Raw genomic sequence first — 12565 nt, 5'->3', positions numbered from 1 at the left:
CAGTTATCTTTCTTATTGTTAAAAACTAGTCAGCTTGCAGCTCTAGTAGACGCTGATAAAGTGCATTCTTTTTTACACCAGTGATATCAGAGGCCAGCGCGGCTGCTTTTTTGACCGATAGATCCTCTAGCAAACGCTGTAGCAATTTATCATGAGTACTGATGTCGTCAGTATCCTTTGCCACACCGGCGCCAGCGACGACCACGACGATCTCACCGCGTTGCTGATTGTCATCTGCTTTGACAAACTCGACTAAATCGCCAAGGGTGCTCTTATGTACGGTTTCAAACGTTTTGGTCAATTCACGACAAAAAGTCACTGCACGGCCTGCACCAAATATCGTCGCCATATCTTCCAGGCTAGATACGATACGATGCGGCGCTTCATAAAATATCAGAGTTTCGGTACGTGCGATCAAATCGTTCAGTTGTTTTTGACGGCCGTGAGTTTTGGCTGGTAAAAACCCAATAAAGCTAAATCGATCTGATGGCAACCCTGCCACTGACAATGCGCCAATAGCAGCAGAAGCCCCAACGATAGGAGATACGGTCACGCCAGCTTCATGTGCAGCCTGTACCAATTGATAACCTGGGTCACTAACCAGTGGCGTACCAGCGTCACTAATCAAGGCAATCGAATGACCTTGCTCAATCATTTGAATGATTTTAGGCGTTTGAATAGCGCTATTGTGTTCGTGATAAGCCCATAGCTTGTTATGACCTTTTTGCTTCGTTGTGGCCTCATCATCTTCTACACTACTTGTGGCATGATGGGTCTCTGAGCTTTTGCCTCATCCGTTTTGCTTCCTTTGGTATCAATACCAAAATGCGACAACAGCTTACCTGAAGTGCGAGTATCTTCACAGGCAATGATCGCGACCTGCTTTAAAACAGCAATCGCGTGTGGCGTCATGTCGGTCAAGTTGCCAATCGGCGTGGCAACGATATAGAGACAAGCTGGCATCGCAGTAGGGGTAGACATGAAAACCTCGGGTTATTAACAATAATAGTGCGCCATTATATCCAGTCGTTATCTATGATTTTTCAGTCAAATAGTGAGTGAATAAATCGATAGATTTTGAGAGCATAACGCGCAGAAGTGGCTAGTTTAGCATGTTGTGCTATGATAATTCTCAAATGTTAAGCAGACGAATTAACCTTATGGCGAATCACAAACCTTTGATTTTAACCTCACCGAAACAACGCCAAGGCAGCCTGTTTGAACAGCAGGCGTGTGAGTATTTACAAGCACAAGGGTTACGGTTGGTGGCGCAAAACTGGCAACAGCCAAAAATAGGCGAGCTAGATCTGATTATGACGGAAGTAGGACCTGCATGGTCAACGCTAGTATTTATCGAAGTTCGTCAACGCAAGCGGTCAGTCTATGGCGATGCAGCACTCAGCGTGACGACAAGCAAGCAGCGTAAAGTGATTAAAGCGGCGCAATGTTTTTTGCAGCAGCATCCTGAGTACGCTCATTATGACTGCCGCTTTGATGTCATTGCTTATAATACGGCGGGTAAGCTCAGCTCAAAAGAGAATCCGTTGAGTGATGAGCTGCAATGGCTTAAAGGTGCCTTTGTAGCCAGTGCATGGTAGTAAATATATAACGCAAATACGGGATGACTCGCGCGCCTGACTGAATCTAGCGCGCAATACTCGTTACCAAAAACCTAACCGCTGCTGGCCAAAATTAAGTAAAGTAGCTGTTAACAAAATTTGTCTTATCACTGCTAGATAAAAATTGACTCAACTCATTGAATTTATAACACCGTCACCACCATGCTCTAAGAGGTAAACAATGACACGGATGCATTTGCGCACTGCTATTTTTGGTTCATCACGCTGTATTACGACGGGCATTATGCTTGCTGCTTGTGTGGCCAGTACAGGCTGTGCCACCAACTATCTGACCAACAGTACAGAAGGAACTTACGGTGTGCCAATGACTGAGCGCACCATTCCGCAGCGTCTACTAGATCGTAGTATCGAGCATACTGCCAAAATCAATGTGTATGGGCTAAAAGAAGACTTGCAGCAGACCAGTCGTATGGGTATCGATAGCTTCAATAGCGAAGTGCTGCTCACAGGGGAAGTACCGTCTGAAGCGCTCAAAGCAGAAGTAGAAAAGGTCGTCAGCTCCATGCCAGATGTACGCCGCGTCTACAACGAGATGGAAGTAAGTGCTTCAAAAGGCTATAGCTCAACGGTTCATGATGGTTATATCACCTCAAAACTACTGGCAAAAATAGCCGCCAGCGATGGCGTCAAAACCCTCACAAATCAAAGCAGTCACCAACAATGGCGTGGTCTATATTATGGGTCGCATGACACCCACCCAACAAAGTAACTTAATTGATGTTGCGAACAGCACTGTTGGGGTGACCGAGCTGGTACTGCTGACGACCGTTGTCGATGATAGAGGTGTAAAGATAAACGATGATGATATTATGTACGAGAATAACCTAGCCAATCCGGCAGTCGCACCAGCTGTCCAAGATACTGCTGTCAGTACCGCAACGCCGATAGTAATAACGGAAGAAGAGGCTACTACGGCGCAACCATCATCAAGCCCATATATCGATCTTTATCAAAATCAGTAAAACTACTGAGTTTGCCAAGCTGAGTCTACCAAGCAATGATTGACGATAAATAAGAGCGTGTATAGACGATAAATAAGAGCTTATATAATAGCTACTTAGCTATATGTGATACCCAGTCACACCATAGGATGCTAGTAGCTTTTTTTGATATTAATCACAATAAGCCTAAATAGATATAACAGTAAAAGCACGAGAAATCCTCAGCCAGTGAGTACTATATCAATAGTGAAAAGTAGCAGAATCAGAGGTTCTAATGAGACCATAGAGCGCTCACGATGTTAGGCATGATTCATAACTATAAGATACATATCTTAAGATCCATAACTGTAACAAGGTATTGGCAATGAAGGATTCGGTAAATCACATAAAACAAAAGACAGGTGCGAACAACTGCAAGAACTTTGATCATAATTCTTTTGGTAAACACCCGCGCAGACTAAGGGTTGTAGGAGCGGCAGTATTGGCGCTAGGCAGCATCGCGCTTGCCACCCAAAGTGCACAGGCATTATCACCGCTAGGCTTTGTCAATGGCATTACTTCTAGTGGCGGCGTAGGGGTAAGTAAAGATATCTTATACGGCGATGAGCCTTTGCAAGATTTAGATATTTACTATCCAAAGCCCTTGGCACAGGCAATGAAAGCCCAAAGCGCTATCAATAATGACTACCCTATGGTGGTATTCGTGCATGGCGGTTCTTGGGAGAGTGGTAATAAAGATCAATATGCCTTTGTCGGTCAAAGCTTAGCGCAGGCAGGCTATGTCACCGCAGTGATTAATTATCGTAAGGTGCCCGAGCATGTCTACCCTGATTATGTCAATGATACGGCCCAAGCGATTGCTTGGAGTATCGAGAATGCGGCCAGCTTGCATGCTAATCCATCGCGTGTCGCTGTCATGGGCCACTCTGCTGGCGCGTTTAATGCAGTCGCAGCCGTCGCCAACGAAGACTTTTTAGCGCCCTATGGTATTAAGCCAACAGACATTGCGACGGTTATCGGTATTGCAGGGCCTTACAGTTATGACTTCCGTAAGTTTAGTAGTGCGTCAGCTTTTCCCTCGGATGCCACACCTGATCAAGTCATGCCTGATCGTCAGATCAAAGGGGCACAGCCACCATATTTGTTATTAACCGCAGAAAAGATAAAGTGGTGCATCCAACCAATGCACTCAAAATGACGCAAGCATTGAAAGAGGCAGGGGTAACGGTGCAGACGGGTGAAATCGAAGGCGCGAGCCACGCAACTATCATTGGAGCAATGGCACCGCCGTTACGCTGGGTCAATGATGTACGCGCGCAAGTAGTGACGTATCTAGACACAATGCTCAAATAGCTTGTTGTTATTCATATCATGGGCTTTTGACTGCTTATTTTTCGATACGGTTTCAGTCCTCAAATATACTTGAGCAAGACAGTACTGTAAGATAGGCAAACTCTTGTTATAATGTCATCACTTTAAATCTATACCCTATTCTAAACGTTAAGGCAGACTATTTTATGAGCATGAACGCTGACGATTTGATCGCATTTTTACAGACTCACTTCCCAGACGCTTTTATCCAAGCTGCCAATCAAGGCAATAAATTTGACGTGCGCGTGGTTGATGCAAGCTTTGAAGGCAAACGCGCCGTTCAACGTCAGCAAGCCATTTATGCGCTGGTTAATGATAAGATTGCGAGTGGCGATATTCACGCCCTCAATATTCAAGCGCTAACGCCTGCTGAGTGGGACGCTCAATCAAAAGGCTAATTATATAGCTATCTATCTAACTGGCAATCGAAGAGTTCGTTTAACAGACATAAGGATTCTTTACTGCTCGTTTTCACCATTTTCTATACTCATCGCTAGGTTGTCACCTTTATGGATCAATTTTTAATCACTGGTAGTAGTCGTATCGCAGGGGAAGTTACTATTTCAGGTGCCAAAAATGCCGCCTTGCCATTGCTTGCTGCGATGATATTGGCTGAGACGCCAACGACATTGCATAATGTGCCGTCATTAAAAGACGTACGAACATTGATTGAATTGATCAGTGGCATGGGGATTGATATCCAAAAGCAGGGCGATACGGTCACTTGTGATACCAAAACTATTGATAACTTTTATGCGCCGTATGATTTGGTAAAAACCATGCGCGCGTCAATTTTGGTATTAGGTCCATTACTGGCGCGTTTTGGCGAAGCTGAAGTGTCGTTACCAGGTGGCTGTGCGATTGGTTCACGTCCTGTTGATCAGCATCTAAAAGCGTTTGAAGCGATGGGTGCGGTAATCAGCGTAGAGAACGGTTACGTGAAAGCGCAAGCGCCTAAAGGTGGTAAGCTGATTGGTTGCCACTTCTCATTTGATATGGTGACAGTTGGCGGTACGGAAAACGTCATCATGGCAGCGGCATTAGCTAAAGGCACGACCGTTTTGGCTAACTGTGCATTAGAGCCAGAAGTAGTCGATTTAGCCAATATGCTGGTTGCGATGGGCGCCAAAATCAGCGGCATCGGTACTTCGACGATGACCATTGAAGGGGTCGAACGTCTACACGGTTGTGAGTATTCAGTGGTACCGGATCGTATTGAGACAGGCTCATATCTTGCTGGTGCCTTGATGACTCAAGGGGATGTGTTGACCAAAAAAACTACAGCCTCTTTATTGTACCCAGTGCTTGAGAAGTTTGAAGCGATGGGTGCAGTGATCACCACAGGTGATGACTGGATTCGCGCGCAGATGAAAGGTCGTCCAAAGCCAGTGGATATTCGGACTCAGCCACATCCAGGTTTTCCAACAGACATGCAAGCTCAGTTGATGGCGATTTGCTGTCTGGCTGATGGGACCAGTACCATTATCGAAAACATCTTTGAAAACCGCTATATGCACGTACCTGAACTAAACCGCTTGGGTGCATCTATCCAAGTGGATGGACATACTGCGGTGATCAGAGGTGTCGAGAACTTTACGGCGGCACCAGTTATGGCAACAGATTTACGCGCTTCTATGTCACTGGTGATGGCGGCTGCAACGGCAGAAGGCGAGAGCTTGATTGACCGCATTTATCATATTGACCGTGGTTATGAGCATGTCGAAGACAAGCTGCGTAGCCTTGGTGTGAATATCCAGCGTGTCAATACCAACGGCTAATACTGATAGGTCAACCGTAGTTTATACATGAATTACGTTATACATTAAAACTTCCCTTGAATGGGGAAACTAACTGCATATGGACACGATGTCATTATGACTGAGACAAGCAAACCTGCACCAGCCGATGGTCTACTAAACGAAGTAAACGATGCGTTTTCAGGTCTAACGTTGGCGTTATCAAAAGGCCGTATTTTAGAAGAGACGATGCCACTGCTACGTGCAGCGGGTGTTGATCTTTTAGAAGACCCTGAAGCCTCGCGCAAACTTATTTTCCAACCTCAAACCCAAATGTACGTGTATTAATTTTGCGTGCAAGCGACGTACCAACCTATGTCGAGCACGGTGCGGCTGATTTTGGTGTAGCAGGTAAAGATGTGCTGCTTGAGCATGGCGCGAACCACGTGTATGAACTGCTTGATTTAAAAATCGCTCAGTGCAAATTGATGACCGCTGGCGTAAAAGACGCACCACTGCCCAATCGTCGTCTGCGTATCGCGACCAAATATGTCAATGTAGCGCGCGCTTATTTTGCGAGCCAAGGTCAGCAAGTTGATGTTATCAAGCTTTACGGTTCAATGGAGCTGGCACCATTGGTGAGCTTGGGCGATTTGATTGTCGATGTGGTTGATACGGGTAATACCCTACGCGCGAATGGACTTGAAGCGCGCGATCATATTTGTGATGTGTCATCACGTCTTATCGTCAATCAAGTCAGCTATAAGCGCAAATTTGCGTTACTAGAACCCATTTTAGATAGCTTTAAAAACAGTATTGCCAATGCCTAGTAAACCGGTGTCAATCATTGGTAATATAAAGCATGGTGATACGAATTTTTAAACCAGTTTAGCGCTCTATGTCTGTCATAGCGTGCTACACTGGTTTTGTTGTATTAGCTTGCGAAAAAATAAAATCACCGTAAAATTTAGACAAGAAGACAGCCAGTAAGTCGCCATATTTGTGAATAATAAGCATACTTTAGTTATATTCACGCCGTTTATTTTCAGCAGTATTTTATGCTCAGATATAGGATTAGGTCATGCGCCAGTTAAGTACCCAAGATGCCGATTTTGACAATCAATTGACACAACTGCTTGCCTTTGAAACCGTCAATGATGCTGAATTATTGCATGCCGTTGACGATATCATCGCACAAGTACGTGCGGATGGTGATAGCGTCGTATTGGCATTAACTCAGCAATTCGATCAGCATCCAGCGACAACGATGCAAGAATTAGAGCTGTCTAAAGAAGCACTTGCCGACGCATTTACCAATCTGGATGAGAATGTAAAAACGGCATTGACCACAGCAGCTACTCGGGTACAGACTTTTCATGAGCGCCAAGTACAAGAAACGTGGCAATATGAAGATGAGCTAGGCAATCGCTTAGGTCAAAAGTCACGCCACTTGATCGCGTTGGTATTTATGTGCCGGGTGGTTTGGCATCTTATCCATCATCAGTATTGATGAATGCTATTCCTGCCAAAGTAGCTGGGGTTACTGAAGTTATCATGGTCGTGCCAGCACCTAAAGGCGTGCTTAATCCATTGGTATTAGCAGCCGCTCATTTGGCTCAAGTTGACCGTGTCTTTACCATTGGCGGCGCACAGGCGGTAGCAGCTTTAGCCTACGGTACCGAAACCATTCCAGCGGTGGATAAAATCACAGGGCCGGGTAATAAGTATGTCGCGGCAGCCAAACGCGCAGTATTTGGACAAGTCGGCATTGATATGATTGCAGGCCCCTCAGAAGTGTTGGTATATGCAGAGGGTGAAGCGCAAGATCGAGCTGATTGGCTCGCGATGGATTTGTTGTCGCAAGCAGAGCACGACCGTATCGCTCAAGCTATCTTTGTGACGACCAGTGAGGCGCAGTTAAAAGAAGTCGAGTTAGAGATAGAAAGAGCACTCGCTGAGCTGCCAAAAGCAGATATCGCGCGTGACTCGCTGCAAAATCGTGGTGCACTTATTTTGGTAAAAGATCGTAGCGAGGGTATGGCACTGATTAATCGTATTGCTCCTGAGCATTTGGAGTTATCCGTTGATAACCCTGATGCATTGTTAGATGATATTCGTCATGCGGGTGCTATCTTTATGGGTCGTCACACGCCTGAAGCGATTGGCGATTACTGTGCAGGACCGAACCATGTATTGCCAACCTCTGGTACTGCGCGCTTTTCTTCACCTTTAGGTGTCTATGACTTTCAGAAGAAATCATCAATTATTTATTGCAGTGAATCCGGCAGCAAGCCATTGGCTGAGACGGCTGATATTTTAGCGCAGCGAGAGGACTTAGAAGCCCATGCGCGCTCAGCCCGTTATCGTTATCAGTAAGATATTTTGAGCGTCTTCATTTTTACTTTTGATAGATATTTTTAATAGTCTGTATGGCTAATTAGTAGGATAATTTATGAGTGAGACAAAGATAGATAATAGGCTGTGGTCGTCTAAAGCACGCAACTTATCACCCTATGTACCGGGTGAACAGCCACAGCATAATAACTTGTGCAAACTGAACACCAATGAAAACCCATTTCCGCCCTCACCAAAAGTAGGAGAGGCAATCGCTAAAGTACTCACCCAGCAAGCGCAAGAGCTGCGTTTATATCCGGCACCTGAGTCCAATGACCTGCGTGCTGCATTGGCACAAGCATATGACCTTGATGTCAGCCAAGTGTTTGTCGGTAATGGCTCAGATGAAGTATTGGCGCTTATATTTGCCAGTTTCTTCCTAAAAGAGCGTCCGCTTTTATCACCTGATATTGGCTACAGCTTTTATCCTGTCTATGCACAGACTTTTGGTGTGCATCTTGTCAAAATCCCATTAGAAGACGATTTTAGTATTGATCCTGATGCTTATCGCCAGCCTTGTAGCGGTATCATCATTGCCAACCCAAATGCGCCAACAGGTTTACTCCTATCACTTGCTGATATCCGTAAGCTAGCCAGCGAGCATTCTAATGCCGTGATTGTAATTGACGAGGCATACATTGATTTTGCGCAGGCTGATGCAGACAGTACAGGCTCGCAAGTCTCAGCGGTCAGTTTAATCAATGAGTGTGACAACGTTATCGTGACGCAGACCTTTTCAAAATCACGGTCACTTGCTGGTTTACGTGTTGGGATGGCCTTTGGTAGTGCTTCGTTGATTGAAGCATTGACGCGTATGAAAAATAGCTTTAATAGCTATCCACTGGATAAGCTAGCGCAAGCTGGTGCGACGGCAAGTGTGCTAGATGTGGATTATTTTGAGCAAACGCGCCAACAGGTTATCGATTTGCGTACGTCATTGACCGAAGAGTTGACGGCGCTAGGCTATAAAGTATTGCCCTCGCATGCCAACTTTATCTTTGCCCGTCCAAAAGATGGTAATGCAAGTGCTGTGGCGAGTGCATTGCGTGATCAAGGGATTATCGTTCGCCATTTTGATAAGCCGCGCATTAGTGAGTATTTGCGTATTACTGTTGGTACCGCCGAGCAGCATGAGCGCTTGATTGATACGCTAAAAGAGCTGCATACAGAGACTAGCATGACGGCTGATTAATGGTTTACCTGCTTGTGTAGTAAATGCTATCGATAAGTACCAAAAAAGCCTGCTAGCGCAATGTTAAGCAGGCTTTTTTTCTTTAGAGGCCAGCGCAAAATAGTATTTCAGTCGTTTATACTTTTTTCGCCAACACCGCCAGTAGATTGCCTACCTTATCTAAGCACTCTTGATATTCAGCATTACAATCAGACGCGACCGTAATACCGCCACCCGCCCATAGATTTATGTGTTTTTCTTTATTAAATTCATCAGTTAATGAAGCACCAGCTTGCAATGTACGAATGAGTACATTCCATTGACCACTGCCATCAAAATTCATATAACCCATGGTGCCGCAATAAGCACCGCGTGGTGTAGACTCTAATTCAGCGATGATTTCGACCGCGCGTTTTTTGGGCGTGCCTGTGATGGAGCCAGCAGGCAGACTACCAAACAGTACAGTCAACGGGTGAGTGTCAGTTTTTAGCTCAGCAGTGATGGTACTGACCATATGATGCACGTTACTAAAGCTCTCAATCGCAAACAGTTGCGGTACTTTTACGCTACCGATTTTGGCATATTTACCCAAATCATTACGCAGTAGATCCACAATCATGACATTTTCGGCACGGTCTTTTCGCTATCGACCAGTTGTTGCTTATACGATTCATCTTGCTTGTCAGTGGAGCCACGAGGCATAGTGCCTTTGATTGGCTTGGTCAGGATATGGTGCTTATCAGTCACTTTGTTTTTGGTAAATGTAAAGAACAGCTCAGGCGAGCAGCTTAATAACTCAAAACTGTGGTTAAAGGTATCAACGTGCTCAACGCTCGCACCATCAACGCTTAAATAGCCTGCAAAAGGTGCTTTAGTATTATGATGTAGCGCAGGCAGATAATCGATAAGCGCTGAAGTTGGTTGAGTCGCATCGTTTTTATATGGCAGATAGCCCGACCACTTTTGCGTCAGGTTGATTTGATAGCAATCGCCTTGCTGTAGATAGTCTTGAGTACGATCAAATGCTTGCTGATAATCACGCTTACTCCATCGTGCCGTTAGGACGACAGGTATAGTATGTGATGTGTGCTTAGATTGTGCTTGATTGAGATATTTGTCGGACAGCTTTTTATCCAGTTCATCTAGGTAGGATGTCAGAGCAACTATGAACTCATCTTTTGACTTGTTGCCGACAGCTTCATTAGAGCTGCTATTGGTTTGAATGCTTTTTAGCTCCCAACCGGTATCAGTATTGGCAGCAGGTGTTAGATAGATATCGTAATGCCCTAATGAGGCACAAGGCTGATTTGCCAATTCGATTCTGTCTGCAGGACTTAACTCATAAGCAGCGATATCGTAACCGATAAAACCAATCAGACCATGATGATAACAGGGTTTTGTGCTTTTCGGGTTTACGTTATTTGAGCTATTATTATCGGTATCATAAGCTTTGCTATAAGCAATAAGCTCATTTTGCCATTCTAGATAACTCATATAGGCTGTCATGGTATTTTCGCTATGAGTAGAGCAGTTATCACGGCAGTTTTTAACCACTCTATAAGTATTGACTGAATCTTTAGAAGGTTTTTGATCAGTTGGATAAACCGACCAGCTGACTTTAGGCAGCAAACCAATTACTGGTCGTCCATCATTATTTAACCAAGCCAATTGCCAATTTGCTGCATCATCTTGGTTAAGTAAATGGCGTCTTAGCTGTGGCATTAATTCAGCCGCTGACAAATCACCAAAACGCCAGCTAGATTTACTAGCTGGCGATGGCGCAGAATCTGTCTGCTTAGTTATCGTTTGATTTGGTGCGAGCATGGTTTAAGCGTCGAATTTTTTGATGATGAGCGTGGCGTTAGTACCACCAAAGCCGAAGCTATTGCTCATCAAGGTTTCAAGGTTTGATTCACGCATCTGGGTAACAATATCGAAACCTTCAGCTGCAGGATCTAGGTTGTCAACGTTGATGCTCGGTGCGATAAAGCCGTCTTGTAGCATAAGTAGGCAGTAAATCAGCTCTTGCGCACCGACAGCACCTAAGCTATGACCAGTCATGGATTTGGTTGAGCTGATAGCCGGTACTTTACTGACATCATTATCAAAGACTTTGGCAATCGCCTTGAGTTCAGTGATATCGCCCAGCGGTGTGCTGGTGCCGTGGCTATTGATATAATCAACGCTTTCTAGGCCAGCTTCAGCTAAGGCTTGTTGCATACAGCGTACAGCGCCTTCGCCACTTGGCGCAACCATCTCGGCACCATCAGAGGTAGCACCGTAACCCACGATTTCAGCCAAGATATTGGCGCCACGTGCTTGAGCATGCTCTAAACTTTCTACCACAACCATCGCGCTACCAGCAGCAATCACAAACCCGTCGCGATCTTTATCATAAGCTCTTGAAGCGAGTGTTGGCGTGTCGTTATATTGAGTGCTCACTGCACCCATCGCATCGAACATACAAGACTGTGTCCAATGCTCAGCTTCACTACCACCAGCCAATATTACATCAGCTTTACCCAGTTGGATAAGCTCAGCGGCATGACCGATACAATGAGTCGAGGTTGCGCAAGCAGAGGAAAGCGAGTAGGAGACACCTTGGATTTTTAGACCAGTGGCTAGGGCTGCTGATACTGAGCTGCCCATGGTTTTAGGTACAGCCATCGCACCGACACCGCGTAGACCTTTTTCACGCATGGCATCCACAGCGTTCACGATGTTTTCTGTTGACGCACCGCCTGAGCTTGCGACCACACCCACACGTGGATTGTTATTAATGGTGTCAAGTGACAGTCCTGAATGTTCAATGGCGTTTAGTGCACTGACATAAGCGTACAGACTGGCATCACTAAAAAAGCGTTTGAGTTTACGATCGATACCACTAGTATCTAGTTCTGATTGATTGATACTACCGCTCACGTGTGATTTAAACTCGTGCTCAGCGTAAGAATCATTATATGTGATACCAGATTGCCCTTCTTTGAGAGCGGTAGTGACAGTGTCTAGATCATGTCCGATACAAGAGACAATCCCTGCTCCAGTGATGACGACGCGGCGCATATGCTATTCCTTATGAGTAACGACTTGCTAGCAATTGGTTGCAATAATCGTTGTAAATCTATATGTAATGTTTAACGATGAATGAATTTGAGCATTATAATGAAAAAACAGCCTATGTAGATAACGATAGCATGAATTTAGCTAACGCCAGACTATTAAAGACGATAACGCCAGACTATTAAAGACAATGTCATTTCAGTGTACAATTATGCTCTCACTTACGGCACATGATAACGTATCAAGCAGTGA

9 protein-coding genes and 4 pseudogenes are annotated in these 12565 nt (G+C 45.1%); 10 read left to right on the top strand and 3 right to left on the bottom strand.

The features are described 5' to 3' along the window. Positions 1-25 precede the first annotated feature (25 nt). Positions 26-981: pseudogene (gene rsmI, locus PKHYL_RS14815) on the bottom strand (16S rRNA (cytidine(1402)-2'-O)-methyltransferase). 131 nt (positions 982-1112) lie between these two features. On the opposite strand from rsmI, the gene PKHYL_RS14810 reads away from it, so the two are divergent. From PKHYL_RS14810 to hisC, 10 genes and pseudogenes are all read left to right on the top strand, one after another. Next, positions 1113-1598, top strand: coding sequence for a YraN family protein (locus PKHYL_RS14810; protein WP_240365489.1), 486 nt, complete (start codon positions 1113-1115; stop codon positions 1596-1598). A 217-nt stretch (positions 1599-1815) separates the two neighbouring features. Next, on the top strand, positions 1816-2349 hold the full coding sequence (locus tag PKHYL_RS14805) for a BON domain-containing protein (protein ID WP_240365488.1): 534 nt from the start codon (positions 1816-1818) through the stop codon (positions 2347-2349). Further along, positions 2318-2602, top strand: coding sequence for a hypothetical protein (locus tag PKHYL_RS14800; protein ID WP_240365487.1), 285 nt, complete (start codon positions 2318-2320; stop codon positions 2600-2602). The genes PKHYL_RS14805 and PKHYL_RS14800 overlap by 32 nt, the downstream gene beginning before the upstream one ends. A 343-nt stretch (positions 2603-2945) precedes the next feature. After that, positions 2946-3779 carry an alpha/beta hydrolase gene (locus tag PKHYL_RS14795; protein ID WP_240365486.1) on the top strand — a complete coding sequence of 278 codons (834 nt, stop codon included), beginning with the start codon at positions 2946-2948 and terminating at the stop codon, positions 3777-3779. Beyond that, positions 3752-3934, top strand: a complete 183-nt coding sequence (locus tag PKHYL_RS14790; RefSeq protein WP_240365485.1) for a hypothetical protein — start codon at positions 3752-3754, stop codon at positions 3932-3934. Before PKHYL_RS14795 ends, PKHYL_RS14790 begins: the two co-directional genes overlap by 28 nt. A 170-nt stretch (positions 3935-4104) precedes the next feature. Beyond that, positions 4105-4350: a BolA/IbaG family iron-sulfur metabolism protein gene (locus PKHYL_RS14785; protein WP_178379289.1), complete on the top strand. Its 246-nt coding sequence runs from the start codon at positions 4105-4107 to the stop codon at positions 4348-4350. A gap of 111 nt (positions 4351-4461) precedes the next feature. Continuing rightward, positions 4462-5730, top strand: coding sequence for a UDP-N-acetylglucosamine 1-carboxyvinyltransferase (gene murA / locus PKHYL_RS14780; protein ID WP_058025508.1), 1269 nt, complete (start codon positions 4462-4464; stop codon positions 5728-5730). Positions 5731-5826: 96 nt separating this feature from the next. Next, positions 5827-6518, top strand: a pseudogene (gene hisG, locus PKHYL_RS14775) (ATP phosphoribosyltransferase). A 251-nt stretch (positions 6519-6769) separates the two neighbouring features. Then, positions 6770-8064: pseudogene (hisD, locus tag PKHYL_RS14770) on the top strand (histidinol dehydrogenase). A gap of 76 nt (positions 8065-8140) precedes the next feature. Further along, positions 8141-9274, top strand: coding sequence for a histidinol-phosphate transaminase (hisC, locus tag PKHYL_RS14765; protein WP_240365484.1), 1134 nt, complete (start codon positions 8141-8143; stop codon positions 9272-9274). Between the two features lie 115 nt (positions 9275-9389). Here the strand turns inward: hisC and PKHYL_RS14760 are convergent. Both PKHYL_RS14760 and PKHYL_RS14755 read right to left on the bottom strand, forming a co-directional pair. Next, a pseudogene (locus PKHYL_RS14760) lies at positions 9390-11077 on the bottom strand (anthranilate synthase component I family protein). Between the two features lie 3 nt (positions 11078-11080). After that, positions 11081-12316: a beta-ketoacyl-ACP synthase II gene (locus PKHYL_RS14755; protein WP_240365483.1), complete on the bottom strand. Its 1236-nt coding sequence runs from the start codon at positions 12314-12316 to the stop codon at positions 11081-11083. Between the last annotated feature and the right edge of the window lie 249 nt (positions 12317-12565).

Origin of the sequence: Psychrobacter sp. KH172YL61 (assembly GCF_007182895.1) — a bacterium.
GTDB classification, from domain to species: Bacteria; Pseudomonadota; Gammaproteobacteria; order Pseudomonadales; family Moraxellaceae; genus Psychrobacter; species Psychrobacter pacificensis.
This window is presented reverse-complemented; position numbering and strand designations above follow the sequence as displayed.

Bases quoted from the DNA above. Each gene is read 5' to 3' on its own strand.
- PKHYL_RS14810 (WP_240365489.1), top strand. From the start codon at position 1,113: ATGTTGTGCTATGATAATTCTCAAATGTTAAGCAGACGAATTAACCTT.
- PKHYL_RS14800 (WP_240365487.1), top strand. From the start codon at position 2,318: ATGGGTCGCATGACACCCACCCAACAAAGTAACTTAATTGATGTTGCG.
- PKHYL_RS14795 (WP_240365486.1), top strand. From the start codon at position 2,946: ATGAAGGATTCGGTAAATCACATAAAACAAAAGACAGGTGCGAACAAC.
- PKHYL_RS14785 (WP_178379289.1), top strand. From the start codon at position 4,105: ATGAACGCTGACGATTTGATCGCATTTTTACAGACTCACTTCCCAGAC.
- murA (WP_058025508.1), top strand. From the start codon at position 4,462: ATGGATCAATTTTTAATCACTGGTAGTAGTCGTATCGCAGGGGAAGTT.
- hisC (WP_240365484.1), top strand. From the start codon at position 8,141: ATGAGTGAGACAAAGATAGATAATAGGCTGTGGTCGTCTAAAGCACGC.
- PKHYL_RS14755 (WP_240365483.1), bottom strand. From the start codon at position 12,316: ATGCGCCGCGTCGTCATCACTGGAGCAGGGATTGTCTCTTGTATCGGA.